Origin of the sequence: Microcoleus sp. CAWBG640, assembly GCF_020883015.1 — a bacterium.
GTDB lineage: Bacteria > Cyanobacteriota > Cyanobacteriia > Cyanobacteriales > Microcoleaceae > Microcoleus > Microcoleus anatoxicus.
In genome coordinates, this window is record NZ_JAHRFC010000099.1 from 1 (window position 1) to 15,153 (window position 15,153).

A 15,153-nucleotide genomic window follows, 5' to 3' on the forward strand; every position below is an offset into this window, starting at 1 on the left:
TGGGAATCTTTCTATAGTAGGAACTATGGATAAAGCGTACCAGAAGGAAATCTTACATACCCTTCATCGGGCTGTTAAGAAGCCCACATCATAATCTGTACTCAGATTTGATGTGGGAGTATGTCATATCGTTTCCGGCTGCATCGGAATGATTTAACCTTACTAGAACGCAGAGAACACAGAGGGAGATAAGAGAGATGAATAATTCCGATGTTACCGGATTTGATATGACTTCTCCCAGCATTTCCCCCCTTGGGGGGGCAGGGGGGGTTCTTCTCCCAGAATTTCCCCCCTTGGGGGGGTGACTTCTCCCAGCATTTCCCCCCTTGGGGGAGCAGGGGGGGTTCTTCTCCCAGAATTTCCCCCCTTGGGGGGGCAGGGGGGGGTTCTTATCCCTTCTACTTAATTAAACAATGTAGATAAAAACTTAGTAGCGATTTTTGCTTCTATCTTAAACGGAACTATAAACAAAATCAACCCAAATATAAACATTCCTAACAAGGGAAGAAATATAGGTCCCACAGACGGTTCTGCCAACCAAGCAAATAAAGCAAAAATGCCAATACTACCTGTGAACCACAACCAAAAAATCATAAATATCATCACAAATTTATGCAAACTCATGTTAATATCGATTACACAACCGAAGGGTTGAGGATGTATTTCTCCTTGAATCAATGGCAGGAATGAATTGCGGCCGCTGATAATCCGACTAATTTTAAAAGTCTTGCCATTTATGGTTCCCTCATAAGGTTTGGGAGGTGGTGGCCCAAAAGGTATCACGATTCTAAAAATTTTGGGAGTATCGACAACTTCATCTAATCTTTGTAGAACCTTAGAAAAACTTAAAGTTGTGGTAATTTTAAAACTTTCAAAAGGGAGCAATAATCGAAAAAATCTGAGGAGGTTTCTCATCGGGTTCATGGGAATATTAAATAGTTGTTATACTTACTAATCCGTCAGAAAAATAAAAAGTTGCTCTGACTGTACACTTAAATGTCAGTATAGTGCAAAATAAAGATTTGGACGCGATAAGTGTCTGGAGTTATGTCAAAATTTAGCCAACAATCTGCGATGAAACTGCCAACGTATTTATTCTGGCTCAAAAGTCGATCGCTCTTGAGCCTATCTCTCGGTCTAATTTCGGTAATATCCACTATTTCACCCGTATTTTCCGCGCCGAATCGCAATCTAGATCGCGAGGAAACTTGTGATATTCTGGTAGCAGGTGGCGGACTGGCTGGTGCTGCTACCGCCTACGAAGGTTTGCGGGCTGGTCGCACGGTTTGTATGACGGAAATTACCGACTGGGTAGGTGGCCAAATCTCCTCCCAGGGAACCTCTGCACTAGATGAAAGAGAGACTCAGCGATCGCTCTTATTTTACCCCCGCGGCTACCTAGAATTGCGACGGCGCATCAAGGAACATTACGGCCGTCTCAATCCTGGCGGCTGTTGGGTTAGCTATTCCTGTTTCATGCCCTACGACGGTAACAAAATTTTATTTGAAGTGTTACAGGATGCTGCTAAAACAGGAAATGGTAAGCTGAAATGGTTTCCCAATACGGTAATTAAAGAACTAGAAATTACTCCTGCTGTGGCGGGAAATGCGGTGGGTGGTCAACAAATTAAAAGTGCGATCGCCATTTCGCACAAACCAGCCCCCAATACCCCACCAATCAACACCGAAACCCTTTCTAAAACCATCGAAGATGCCTACCGCTACGAAAATTCGGCGCGATTTAACAAAACCATTATCCGGTTTATTCCCAAACCACGTCAGACCCCCCCTAACCCCCCCTTACCAAGGGGGGGGAATGCCACAAGTTCCCCCCCTTTAGTCAGGGGCGAGAAGGCCACAAGTTCCCCCCCTTTAGTCAGGGGCGAGAAGGCCACAAGTTCCCCCCCTTTAGTCAGGGGCGACAAGGCCACAAGTTCCCCCCCTTTAGTCAGGGGCGAGAAGGCCACAAGTTCCCCCCCTTTAGTCAGGGGCGACAAGGCTACAAGTTCCCCCCCTTTACAAGGGGGCGACAAGGCCACAAGTTCCCCCCCTTTACAAGGGGGCGACAAGGCTACAAGTTCCCCCCCTTTACAAGGGGGCGACAAGGCTACAAGTTCCCCCCCTTTACAAGGGGGGGCTAGGGGGGGTGCTGATTGGTACGTTGTCGATGCCACAGAAACCGGCGAATTAATCGGACTAGCCGATGTTCCCTACCGCCTGGGGATTGACCCCCGTTCCCCCCTAGAACCTTCCTCTGGAAGTCCTACGGGTGATGCTTATTGTACTCAAGGTTTTACCTACACCTTTGCCATGGAGGCAACGAAGGAACCCCAACAGCAGCAACAGCCATCTTTCTATCAGCAATATGCTCCTTATTACAGTTACGAATTGCAGAGATTAGCTAGTTTTCCTTTGGTTTTCAGCTACCGCCAAATCAGGAGTATGAAACCCGATGAACCGCGCCCTGCCGACCCCAAGCAATTCCCAATTTACCCTGGGGATATTTCTATGCAAAACTGGACTTGGGGTAATGACTATCGCCCTGGTTCTTCCCTGGATAATTTAATTTATTCTCGCGCGCAACTCGCAGCGAACGGCCAACTGCAACCCGGTGGCTGGATGGGTGGTTTGCGAACAGAAACATTGCGGCGTGGGGAAGAAAATGCTAAAGGCTTTTTCTACTGGTTGGTAGCAGGAACCACTGACTCGCAACTGGGTAATGGTGTGAAAAAGCCTTATCCAAATAATCGATTTTTGAGCGGACTAGATTCGCCGATGGGGACCGTTCACGGACTTTCTAAATATCCTTATATGCGGGAGGGCAGACGAATTATTGGGAGACCAAGTTTGAGTCAGCCTCAAGGTTTTACGGTGTGGGAAGTTGATATGTCTCGCACTAATTTTAAGGATAGTTTTTACCGTCAGAATTTGTCGGCGGAAGATTACCGGAATTTGTGGCTGAATTTGGGTGGTTTGAATGCGCCGGCTTTGGCTGTGGGTAGTCAATCGGTTGAGAATACAAAATCGCGATCGCGCGCTACTATTTATCCAGATGCTGTGGGTATTGGTCATTATGCGATCGACTTTCACCCCTGCATGACCAACAGTCCCCCAGAAGCACCAGGAAACACCGAACGCGAAGGAACTCGCAAAGGTCAAGGACAAGCTTATCCGTTCCAAATTCCGCTGCGGGCAATGATTCCTCAGAAAATTGACAATATGTTGGTGGCGGGTAAAAGTATTGCTGTCAGCCACACAGCGGCGGCGGCTTATCGGGTGCATTCTTTTGAATGGTCTGCTGGTGCGGCGGCCGGAATTACGGCTGCTTTTTCCCTAGAAAATGGGATTATACCTTATGAATTGGTGGACGAATTGCCGTCCCGCGAGCCAAATTTGGAGGTGTTACAGTTGCGGCTGCAACAAAATGCCAATCCCATCGCATTTCCGGGTACTTCTATTTTTAATAGTTCCTGGCAAAACTGGAAGTAATCTTATTGGGAATTGGGAATGGGGAATTGGGAATTGGGGCCCCCCTACCATTGGTGTCAACAATCGCCTGAAACCCTTGGTATCTCTCGTTCGTAGCCAAGTCTAGATCCCCCTCGCATCCCAGGGCTGTTTCATTCTCGAATTTTAGCTGTGCTAAAATTCTGAATGAAAAAATTCACATCCTCATCGGAAACTCAAAATTCAACTATCAATTTTATTGATAGTTGAATAAGCTGCTTTGATTGCTGTGAATAGGTTTGGGGATTATATTTTAACCCACATTCCGCGTAGGTGCCAGTTGGGGGTGCGGAATATGGGTTAGAGTACGAGCGATCGTGTTTTTCCATCTCCCAGGTCAGCAACCGGAAACGATTTCAATCCCTGTCCATATTTGGTACAATTTAGTTTGCAAGTCTGAGAGTGTCAAAGTAGAAAATTACTCGATTAATACATGAATATTTTTAGCGGTCTCCTTTCTAGCCCCACTCAACAACCCCAAGTCAAAAAACAGCGCCGAGGCATTGAAATTAAATCGGAACGCGAAATCGAAATTATGCGGCAAGCAGCCAAAATTGTCGCTACTGTCCTAAAGGAAATTTCCCAAATGGTGCAGCCGGGAATGACTACGGCAGATTTAGATGCTTATGCGGAAAAACGCATTCGTTCTATGGGTGCAACTCCGAGTTTTAAAGGCTATCACGGCTTCACAGGCTCCATTTGCTCTAGTATTAATAATGAAGTAGTTCACGGTATTCCTAGTAAGAAAAAAGTGATTCGGGCCGGAGATGTTCTCAAGGTGGATACGGGAGCGTATTATCAAGGTTTTCACGGCGATTCTTGTATTACGATTCCCGTTGTGGAGGTGACACCGGAATCGGCTAAGTTAATTAGAGTTGCTGAGGAAGCTCTCTATAAAGGCATTGAACAAGTAAGGGCTGGTGCTTATTTGCTCGATCTGGCTGGTGCGATCGAAGATCATGTCAAAAGTAATGGTTTTAGCATCGTTGAGGAGTTTACAGGCCACGGCGTTGGGCGGAATTTGCACGAGGAACCGTCGGTTTTCAATTTCCGTACTCGCGAAATGCCGAATGTAAAATTGCGATCGGGTATGACATTGGCGATCGAACCAATTTTGAATGCAGGTTCTAAGTATACTCGGACACTCGCTGATAAATGGACTGCTGTCACGGTGGACAATGCCATGTCTGCTCAGTTTGAGCATACTGTGTTGGTGACGGACACCGGCTATGAAATTTTGACCGATCGCTCTAAAGTTTAAACAGTTTGGAGTTTTGACCTCAAGTTTTGATGGTCGAGATTGGTTGACTCTTCGACTTCGCAGTCCTTGGGCTGCACAGATACCAACCGCCGCGGAGTCGAAGAGCTCAACATACAATATTTGCCTTCATTAGTCAAGATAATAATAGTTAAATTTGGCAAAATTTTAACATAATAGTAATAAAGGACAAAGGTAAGAGAAATGTCAGCACGATTATTACTGGTAGATGATGAACCGGGCTTGCGGGAAGCAGTACAAGCTTATTTAGAAGATAGTAATTTTGTGGTTGAGGTTGCCAGTAATGCTCGCGACGGCTGGGAAATCTTGCAAAAGCAAAATCCTGATTTGCTCATTTCCGACATTATGATGCCCCAGGTGGACGGCTATCAGTTTCTCAAACAAGTGCGGGAAGATCCTCGCTATAAGGCTTTACCCGTAGTGTTTTTGACGGCTAAGGGCATGACGAGCGATCGTATTCAAGGCTATACAGCAGGTTGCGATGCCTATCTTTCTAAGCCCTTCGATCCCGATGAATTAGTGGCCATTGTCACCAATTTGCTGGCTCGTCGCGCGGCGGCTAAGGAGATGAGCGAGAATGGGGAAAATCCCGATATTGCAGCTTTGGCCAATCAGATGGCGAGAATTGAGTCTTTGCTGAGCGGACGGAGTTCGATAACCCAAAGTCCTTCCCTGATTAAAATAGATTTGACTCCGCGAGAACAAAGTGTTTTAGACTTAGTTGCCCAAGGTTTGATGAACAAAGAAATTGCCCGCCGCTTAGAAACTAGCGTGCGTAATGTGGAAAAATATGTCAGTCGTTTGTTTAGCAAAACAGGTACTAACAGTCGCACAGAATTAGTTCGTTACGCCCTCGAACACGGTTTAACCAAGTAGGAATAACTGGGCTGATGCCCAGTAAATTTTTAACCCGCTGGCAGCCGCAGGGCTGTTTCATTCCCCCCAAGGGGGCAAGGCTGTTTGATTCCCCCCAAGGGGGGCAGGGGCAGAGCTGTTTCATTCTCTTGTAGGGGCAATCCCCCCGTGGTTGCCCCAATCTCTGAAATGACGGAAAATGGTCGGTGGAGGGGGTAGGCACGCACCATCCACTACCCCAGGGCTGTTTCATTCTCTTGTAGGGGCGGTGCCAAGAGTGCCCGCCCCAATCTCTGAAACACATACAAAATCGTGGATGAGGAGGGTAGGCACGCACCATCCACTACCCCTACAAAACGATGATTTGTTTGAGAATGAAACAGCCCTGGGCACTACCCCTACAAAGCCCTCGTTTTTTGGAGAATGAAACCGCCCTGGGGGCAGGGGGGGTTCTTCCTTGGGGCTGCAAGGCAGTTTCATATCAAATCCTTTCTTCATCGGAATTATTAATCTCTCTCTTCTCTTCCTTCGCGTCATGAGCGCCTTCGCGGTTAAATCATTCCGATACAACCGGAATTGATATCATATCAAATCCGGTAGCATCTGAATGATTCAGATCTCTATTCTCTCCCTCTGTGTCCTCTGTGTTCTCTGCGGTTAAATCATTCCGATGCAGCCGGAAACGATATCATTCCCCCCTTGGGGGGGGCAGGGGGGGGTTCTTTGCACCTTCGCGGTTCAATTAATCTTACTTAGCTTCTAAACGCTGCCGCCATTTACTACTAATCACATCTATAACCGTCACCACAACTAACAAAACTAACATCATAGTTGTAGCTTTATTATATTCAAAAGCTCGAATATAATTAACTAATTCAAAACCAATACCACCAGCGCCAACTACTCCCAAAACCGAAGCAGCGCGGATGTTATATTCAAACATCCACAGAGTATAACCCAACCCTAGGGGCAATACTTGGGGGAAAATTCCATATTGGGCAACTTGCAGCCAAGATGCACCTCCTACCTGCAAAGATTCGATCGATCGCACTTCTACAGATTCGATCGCCTCCTGGTAAAATTTAGCCAAATAGCCGATCGTATAAATGCCCAAAGCCAAAGTACCCGCCGGTGCCCCCAAACCAGTAGCCGATACAAACAACAATCCTAACACAATCGAAGGCACGGCTCGCACCGCATTTTGGATAAAATTAGCCGGCAATTGCAACCACGTTGGTGCTATATTATGGGCGCTACAAATAGCGATCGGTACAGAAAAAACTGCCCCGATAGTGGTTCCCCATAAAGACATTTGAATAGTCTCAATCAAAGCCTTGATTGCTACATCTATAATTTCCAGATTCGGAGGCCACAAACGGGAAATAAAATCGGTCATGTAAGGCCAACTGCTAACCAAGGTTTCCGCGTCAATTTCTAATCCCCTGAGCGCCCAACCATAAATTATAATTAAACCTGCTATAATCCCTAGGTTTTTTACCCAACTATAGTTTTTTGATAAATTATTTAGTCTTTTTTCGTTCATTTGTATTTGTTTATATTTTTATTTACAGTGATATTTTGTGTTTGGTGATTTTTTTTTATTAACCGCAGAGGGCGCAGAGGGCGCAGAGGAAGAGTGGAGAAGGGTAGAGTTTAGACTGCAATTTTGGAATGTTTTAATCTGCTGAATTTTTCTGACAAGTTTTGACATTTGCCATCATAGATTATTTGACCGGCATCGAGGACGATCGCCCTTTCTGGATAATTGCTCGCCATGGCTAAGTCGTGCAATACTACCACTACTGTCATCCCCTGTTCTTTGTGGAGTTTGGCGAGAATTTCCATGACTTGTCGGGCGGCGATGACATCTAATCCGGTGGTAGGTTCGTCGGCTAATAAAATCCGTGGAGATTGAATTAAGGCGCGGGCGATGGCTACTTTTTGCTGTTGTCCGCCACTGAGTAGTCCAGTTTTTTGATATGCTAGGTCTTCGAGTCCGAAATCTGCGAGTAATTCCAAAGCTCGATCGCGCTTTTGTTTCGGAAAACCCCACAGTGTCTGCCAAGTATTTAAGCTTCCTAAACAACCGCACAACACATTCTCGATCGCCATGGACTGCTTCACCAAACCGCCACCTTGAAAAATCAAGCCGATATCCCGACGAATTCGGGCGATCGTGCGCGTATTCATCACCATCTCATTAATCCGCATCTCACCGGTTTTGACGGGGACTAAGCCAACAAAGGAGCGCAATAGGGTGGATTTTCCCGCACCGTTCAAACCGAGTAAGGCGACAAATTCTCCTTGTTCGATCTTACAATCAATTCCGTTGAGAATTGACCGATTTAGCGAGGGGGAATAAGCTGTTTTTATTTGAGAACATTCGATGGTCATCGTCAGTATTTATTGATAGATTTGGGAACAGCAAATTACCAGTTTAAGGCAATTTTTATGCTGAGGCAGAGGGTGCATCTGTGTTTTGTAAATATATTCGTAGGGGCGAAGCATGACCGCAGACAATTTATTAGTTATAACCAGAGATTTACGGAGGTCATGCTTCGCCTATGCAAAATCGGGATGCTTCCGAGGCGGAGCCTCTGGAACTGCATTCCCAGGCAGAGCCTGGGAACGAGGTATTGCTCCCTGAAGGCAATTTTTATGCTGAGGCAGAGCCTGGGAACGAGGTATTGCTCTCTGAGTGTGGTCGAAGAGAGCAATGACTCACAGTCAACAGTAAACAATAAACCTCATCAAATTACGGGTCTAATTGAGCGCGTTTCAAAGCTTGACTTAATGTTGCCAAATGGGTGTTGTGATCGACTTTTACTAATTTCTGGGAATTGTACAAACTGCGGAACAATGAATTGTTTGTCGGCTCATTCATAGTCAAGAAAGCATTAATTAGCTTTTCTCGCATTGGCGCAGGAATGCGATCGTCAATCACAATTCCATGGGCGGGAACTCCCGGAACTTGTTGCAACACTCGCAATTGTTTACCTTCTGCTGCTGTAATCCAAGGTGGTAGCAAAGCATATTCTGATACCGCAGCAACTTCTGCTTGACCTTTTAAAACTGCTTGTAAAGCGCTACCGTAACCATCACCATAGGTGACATTTCCGAAGAAACTTTCTAATCTATCTGGTCCTGAAACTAATCCTTGACCAACCAACTCTCCCACTGGAAAAATAAATCCCGAACCGGAAGTCCGAGAGGTGAAAGCAATTTTTTTACCTTTCAATTGTTCTAGGGTTTGCTTTGCACTACCTTTTGGGCGTAGGGGGCTGTCTTGACGCACGACAAATACAGAATCATAGGTATTTCCGCCGGAATAATCGCTGCGAACTTCGGCTAAATACATCCGTGCTTTGGCTAATTGCTCAGCTTTCAAGGCGGCGCGCCCTGCGACAAAAGCTACATCAGCTCTATTTGCTCTCAAAGCTTCGACGGCTGCGGTTTCGTCGCCGATGACTGCTTCTACAGGAATTCCCATCGCTTTTGAGAGTATGGCTGCTACTTGATTAGCTTTGTTTTGCAAATCTGTGGCATCTCTACGATTGGCAAACACAATTCTAATGCGATTTATTGGAGCTTGTGCTCTCAAATCTCGATCGCCTTTGGGAGTCTGTTGGGCGATCGCCTTTTGCCCAATTCCCATGGTATTCGCAGCCAAACCCCCTAGCAGCAACAATCCTGCGCTAGCACCAGCCAGCACTTTTAAACTTACATTCATTAATCTCTCTCCTGTTTTAGCCCCAATGCTAGTTTAGCTTTTGATAATTAATTGCAATAACTAAATCATCTTAAAGGTTTTTTGACAATTAAGTGCAACAATGAACGATAGATATTGTTTATATGATTTATAATAAAAAGTTATCAGTTTACAGTCCAATATCTGCCTAGGATTGGTTGTAGGGGCGGGTTTTACCAAAAATAGGGGAAACTGACAAAAAATCTAAATCAACCCGCCCCCATCCAAGCAATCAACCAAAATTCAACGGATCGACATCAATAGTTAAACTAACAGAACGAGGAATGCGTGAAGCGAAGCTATCCCGAAGGGAATCGCGCAATCCGATCAAATCCGACAAATCCACCGACTCATCCAAAGGCAACTTCAGCAAAATCTGCCACCGATACCGATTTGCTACCCGCATAATCGCCGCCGGTGCGGGCCCCAACAACTCACAACCCGGTAAAGACAATCCCTCAATATACTCCTGACAAACAGACGCCAATTGTACCGCCGTCACCGCAACTTCCGCCGCCTCCAAACTACTTAATCGCAACAAAACCAGCCGCCCCGAAGGAGGATAATTCAGGGCCGCCCTTGCTGCTAATTCTGTTTCTACAAAACTTGCATATTCGTGCCGTCTAACTGCTTGAATTACCCGATGTTCGGGAGTATAAGTTTGCATAATTACCCTTCCCGGATCGTCACCTCTACCAGCACGGCCCGCCACTTGAGTTAAAGTTTGAAATGCCCGTTCGCTGGCCCGATAATCCGACAAATTTAGCAACCCATCAGCCGAGACAACCCCTACCAATGTCACCCCAGCTAAATCCAACCCTTTAGTTAGCATTTGTGTTCCCAACAAAATATCAGCTTCCCCCTGGGCAAATTGGGTTAACAATCTCCGGTGGTCGCCCTTATTTCTAGTCGTATCACTATCAAACCGAATTGCCCGCAATTGGGGAAACAATCTGGTTAATTCCTGTTCGACTCGCTGAGTACCACTCCCAAAATTTTTGAAATAAGGAGACCTGCATTCTGGACAATTTTGAGGGTGTCTTTCTGTATGGTTGCAGTAGTGACAGCGCAACATTTCTGATGTCCCTTCGCCGATTTGGTGATAAGAAAGCGACACATCACAATTGGGGCATTCCATCACATAGCCACAACTCCGACAAGAGACAAAGGTACTATGTCCTCTTCTGTGAATAAACAGAATACCTTGCTGTTGTCTTTCTTGCAATTCTTCCAGAGCATTTTGCAGAGAAACACTAAAAATTGAACGATTTCCTTGCCGCAATTCTTGGCGCATATCAACGATTTCAATCGGTGGCATCGGGCGCGAATAAATACGTTCAGGCAATGATAAATAATGAATATTTGGCAATGAATAATCATTAATTTTAGTGGCAAAAAAAGTCTCTAAAGCTGGGGTAGCAGAACCTAAAATTAGGGGACAATTTTCTAATTCTGCCCGCCATTTGGCTACGGTGCGGGCGTGGTAGCAAGGGGCTGGTTGTTCTTGTTTGAAGCTGGTGTCATGTTCTTCATCGAGGATAATTAAGCCTAATTCAGGTAAAGGTGCAAAAATAGCTGATCGCGTGCCGATGACAATTTGTGGGGTTCCAGTGAGCATCTGACGCCATGTATCGTAACGTTCTCCGTCGGAGAGGGCACTGTGATATACGCAAATTTGCTCGCCAAAACGGGCGCGGAATCTGTCTGTAAGTTGTGGTGTCAGGCCGATTTCTGGCACGAGTACGAGGGCGGATTTGCCACTAGCTAAGATTGGGGCGATCGCCTGTAAGTACACTTCAGTTTTCCCAGAACCTGTCACACCATGTAGCAGCACTTGACGAAATCCCGAAAAACTGTTAATGAATCCTAAAGCTTCGGCCTGAAAATCAGTTAAAGTTTTGGGTGAATCGGGAATTTGGGCAATTCCGCGATCGCCCCTGAGCACTTCCCTTTGGTCAATTACAACACTACCTTTTTGTTCCAAAGCCTTGACAAGGTAGGAACTCGTACTGCAAATTTTCAGTAGATCGTTGAGCCACATTTCACCACCTGCGCGTCGTAAAACTTCCAATACTTCTTGCTGACGTTTGGTTAAATCTGTGACAAAAGCACTGCCAATTAATGTCACCGCCGGTTTCAGTTGCGGTTTGGGAGGATGGGGAGGTTCTAAATAACTTTCTACCCAACCCCGTTTTAATAAATCTCGCAATCCCCTATAAGCACCAGCACCCTTAACTTGCCGCTGAAGGTATTGCCAAGTATAATCGCCGTTTTTTTGAGCTTGCAATAATTGTAAAATTTGACTAGCTGCGGGATTTAGAAATACTTCGGCATTTGGAGAAATAGCATCCTTAACTAACCGAATGCGACGCACAGAACGGCTTAACAATCCCGGTGGTAAGGAAGCTCTAATTACTTGAATTAAAGGCGTGCAATAATAGATAGAAGTGCGTTCGAGCAATTCCCAGTAAGTAGGAACAAAAAATCCAGTGCTGACCACATCTTCAACATCTTTAACCTTGGCGGGGTCTAAGTTTAGCGGTAGTTGAGAAACAAAACGAATGGCGATCGCCCCCACCTGTTGACTGCCAAATGGTACACTCAGAATATCTCCTGGTTGCACCGTCAGTTCCGCCGGCAACCGATAGGTAAATAACTTGTTTTCCTCCCCTGGGGGGTCCCCCGCGCCCCTGAAAGGAAAGTCTACCAAAACTTCGATCCACTGTGCCCGCACGGTGGGGCGACTTGGCGGTTGATTGCTGCCGTAAAATGCCCCAGCCTCAGCAGCGGAGGGCGTTGATAAAGCAAAAGTGACAGTAGACATAGCGTTACACACCAAACTAGAAAGAGCCACAGTCATGCTATTTTAGATTTTAGATTGCCCCGTCAGTCAGCCTGGTTTCGGAATGAATCTGGGGCCCCCGACCAAATAGCTTTCGATCAAAGAGAGTTTTCATTATCGCTCAATTTTTCAAAATAAAACATAAAATACTTCGCTGTTTTATACCCGACTTTTTAAAGAAGTTGGGCATTTTTTCTAAGCTTATTTGTGCATAATTTCTATTAATATTAACTATTAAATTTAGCTAATATAGCAGTTTTCAAGCAAGTGATATCAAATCCGTTAGCATCGGAATAGTAAATTAGAGTTAACCGTCAACTGTCAACTGTCAACTGTCAACTGTCAACTGTCAACCGTCAACTGTCAACTGTCAACTGTCAACATAACCTGTTTGTGTCGATCGCACTTACATCCGATCGCCATTTTGTGCTATGAATTACTACTTAAGTAATTTACACTGGGAGAGTATTGGATGTCAGGTAGCGAAGTTCGTGCAGATTTTTGGATGAGCGAGTACATTACCCCTTGGGATATCTACGTTCACGGCATCACGCGGGTGCTTGCTTACAAGAAAACAGCCTTTCAAGAAATGTACGTTGTTGAAACCGGTACCTACGGCAAAGGCTTAGTTTTGGATGGCAAATGGCAATCTTGTACAGGCGACGAGTTTCTGTACCACGAACCGCTGGTTCACCCAGCCATGACTATGCACGGTTCACCCAAAAAAGTGCTGGTTCTCGGTGGCGGTGAAGGAGCTACTATTAGAGAAGTGCTGCGCTGGAAAAGTGTTGAAAAAGTAGTGATGGTTGATATCGACGGCGAAGTAGTAGATGCTTGTCGCGAACACCTTCCAGAAATGCACCAAAATGCCTTTGATGACCCTCGTTGCGAAGTCGTAATCGGCGATGCTTTAGACTATTTAGATAACAGTGACAGCGATTGGGATGTTGTCATTTCTGACTTGTCCGATCCCATTGAAGAAGGCCCTTCTTTCCAGTTGTTTACAAAAGAATACTTCGAGAAAGTTCGCCGCGTCCTGTCACCTACGGGATATTTTGTAGTACAAGCAGGCCCTGTTTCTCCAGCAGAAATGAAAATGCACGCCCGGATTGTAAATACGCTGAAATCGGTTTTCCCCAACGTTCAATCTTGCACCAGCTTTATTTCTACCTACGGAGCTCCTTGGGGTTTTGCTGTAGCTTCAACTCAGGAAATCAACACCCGTCCCGAACCAGAAGTTACGGACAAATTACTCGCTGAACAAACCATTGGTGGGTTCCGAATGTTCGACGGAATTACGCTGTTGGGATTGATGCAGGTTGCCGGCCACTTACGAAAAGTAATCGCCGAGGAAACCGAAGTTTACACTATGGCAGAACCGCCTAAATTTTTCGGGAAAGGTTCTGTCGGTCAGTGAAGCTAAATTGAAAGAGAAAAGTCGTTTGGAGTAACTCAGATGGGCAATTTAATTCGCATACTAGCTGCCATTTTTCTTCCCCCCCTGGGCGTATTTCTGACGGTTGGGATTGGCATAGATTTTTGGATTAACCTGGTTCTCACCTGTTTTTTCTGGTTTCCGGGTATGATCCACGCCATTTGGATAATTGCCAAGAACGATCGAGGTTAAGTTCCCGTAGATACTGTCTGGACAGGTTAAGACAGTATCTACAAGCCTTGGTGGGGGCGATATATTTTATCCAGAAAGATTTGCCCCGCAAGGATTTGGGCTTAGGGGATTCCACTCTAGCCGAGTTTAATGATCTTGACCCAGATCTAGATTAAGTTCGATCGGAGCTAAAATGGGCGATCGCGGAATTCTCGAATCGGGAAAGACATCTTCAGTCCTTTTCAAAGGACTTGCACTATGAGACGGGGGTTTTAACCCCCGGCGGACTATCGGTACAAATGCCAAATCCGAAACAGTCGCTACAAATGCAAAATATCAACCTACAACCCATGAACCAAACCCCAAAACCCCCCGACTTCATCATCATTGGTGTCCAAAAAGGCGGCACAACATCCCTGTACAACTATCTGATCCAACATCCCCAAATCGTCCCCGCCGCCCAAAAAGAAGTACATTATTTTGACTTTAACTTCGACAAGAGTGCAGACTGGTATTACTCCCAATTTCCCCAGCCCAAAAGCGGCGAAAATCTACTCACAGGAGAAGCCAGCCCCTACTACATCTGTCATCCCCGCGTACCAGAGCGAATTTCCGATTTATGCCCGAAAGTTAAAATCATCGCCTTGCTCAGAAACCCAGTAGAACGCGCAATTTCCCATTATTATTACTATATCAAAATTGGCTACGAATCGCTATCATTAGAAAGTGCGATCGCCTCCGAACCCGAAAGACTCCAAGGCGAAATTGAAAAACTGATCGCCAACCCCAACTACTACAGTTACGAACACCAACACCACAGCTATTTAACTCGCGGCATTTACGCAGATCAACTCCCAGCCTGGATGAAACTATTTCCCCAAGAACAAATCTTAATCATCAAAAGCGAAGACTTGTACACCAATCCCAGCCCTACCTTCAACACCGTCTTAGAGTTCTTAAACTTACCACCCCATCAGCTACAAACCTACGAAAGATACAACTCCACCGAATATCCCCCCATCAGCGAGGCTATCTACGAGCAATTGAGAGCATATTTTCGATCGCACAATCAAAGACTAGCCCAAATGTGCGATCGAGATTTCGGCTGGGATTAATCAAATTTCCCTCATCCTCTAGGGGCTGGTGACACCATTTTTCTGACCTATTTGCTATGGATTAAGTCTTAGCCCCCCCTTAAGAAGCTATGCCTTACTCACATCTTTCTTAACAAAATCAGGCTTGACATCTGGGGGGGAATGGGTGGAAACTAATTTCCATGTAGCAGCAATGTCATGCAAACGTTGCCAGCCTCGCCA

The 15,153-nt window shown here is 45.7% G+C and carries 11 protein-coding genes; 6 read left to right on the plus strand and 5 right to left on the minus strand.

Annotated elements, in window-relative coordinates; genetic code table 11:
- Positions 1-402 precede the first annotated feature (402 nt).
- Positions 403-915, minus strand: coding sequence for a hypothetical protein (locus tag AAFP11_RS26600; RefSeq protein ID WP_341739731.1), 513 nt, complete (start codon positions 913-915; stop codon positions 403-405).
- A 159-nt stretch (positions 916-1,074) separates the two neighbouring features.
- Between AAFP11_RS26600 and AAFP11_RS26605 the strand changes: the two genes are divergently transcribed.
- From AAFP11_RS26605 to AAFP11_RS26615, 3 genes are all read left to right on the plus strand, one after another.
- Complete coding sequence (locus AAFP11_RS26605) at positions 1,075-3,489, plus strand: FAD-dependent oxidoreductase (RefSeq protein WP_341739740.1); 2,415 nt, start codon at positions 1,075-1,077, stop codon at positions 3,487-3,489.
- Positions 3,490-3,940: 451 nt separating this feature from the next.
- Positions 3,941-4,768 (plus strand): type I methionyl aminopeptidase, encoded by an 828-nt coding sequence (map, locus tag AAFP11_RS26610; protein WP_341739732.1) that lies wholly within the window; start codon positions 3,941-3,943, stop codon positions 4,766-4,768.
- Between the two features lie 201 nt (positions 4,769-4,969).
- Positions 4,970-5,662: a response regulator transcription factor gene (locus tag AAFP11_RS26615; protein WP_340518945.1), complete on the plus strand. Its 693-nt coding sequence runs from the start codon at positions 4,970-4,972 to the stop codon at positions 5,660-5,662.
- Positions 5,663-6,389: 727 nt separating this feature from the next.
- Here the strand turns inward: AAFP11_RS26615 and phnE are convergent.
- From phnE to priA, 4 genes are all read right to left on the minus strand, one after another.
- Complete coding sequence (phnE, locus tag AAFP11_RS26620) at positions 6,390-7,184, minus strand: phosphonate ABC transporter, permease protein PhnE (protein ID WP_341739733.1); 795 nt, start codon at positions 7,182-7,184, stop codon at positions 6,390-6,392.
- Positions 7,185-7,294: 110 nt separating this feature from the next.
- Complete coding sequence (locus AAFP11_RS26625) at positions 7,295-8,035, minus strand: ATP-binding cassette domain-containing protein (RefSeq protein WP_341739734.1); 741 nt, start codon at positions 8,033-8,035, stop codon at positions 7,295-7,297.
- A 361-nt stretch (positions 8,036-8,396) separates the two neighbouring features.
- On the minus strand, positions 8,397-9,371 hold the full coding sequence (locus tag AAFP11_RS26630; protein ID WP_341739735.1) for a PhnD/SsuA/transferrin family substrate-binding protein: 975 nt from the start codon (positions 9,369-9,371) through the stop codon (positions 8,397-8,399).
- Positions 9,372-9,621: 250 nt separating this feature from the next.
- The gene (gene priA / locus AAFP11_RS26635; RefSeq protein ID WP_341739736.1) at positions 9,622-12,213 is read right to left on the minus strand and encodes a primosomal protein N'; all 2,592 of its coding nucleotides are present in this window, start codon (positions 12,211-12,213) and stop codon (positions 9,622-9,624) included.
- Between the two features lie 490 nt (positions 12,214-12,703).
- Between priA and AAFP11_RS26640 the strand changes: the two genes are divergently transcribed.
- The 3 genes from AAFP11_RS26640 (at position 12,704) to AAFP11_RS26650 (ending at position 14,952) form a co-directional block, all read left to right on the plus strand.
- On the plus strand, positions 12,704-13,648 hold the full coding sequence (locus AAFP11_RS26640; RefSeq protein ID WP_341739737.1) for a fused MFS/spermidine synthase: 945 nt from the start codon (positions 12,704-12,706) through the stop codon (positions 13,646-13,648).
- Between the two features lie 39 nt (positions 13,649-13,687).
- Positions 13,688-13,858, plus strand: coding sequence for a YqaE/Pmp3 family membrane protein (locus AAFP11_RS26645; protein ID WP_341739738.1), 171 nt, complete (start codon positions 13,688-13,690; stop codon positions 13,856-13,858).
- Positions 13,859-14,163: 305 nt separating this feature from the next.
- Entirely contained in the window at positions 14,164-14,952 is a 789-nt protein-coding gene (locus AAFP11_RS26650) for a sulfotransferase domain-containing protein (protein WP_341739739.1), read from the plus strand.
- Positions 14,953-15,153: the final 201 nt, after the last annotated feature.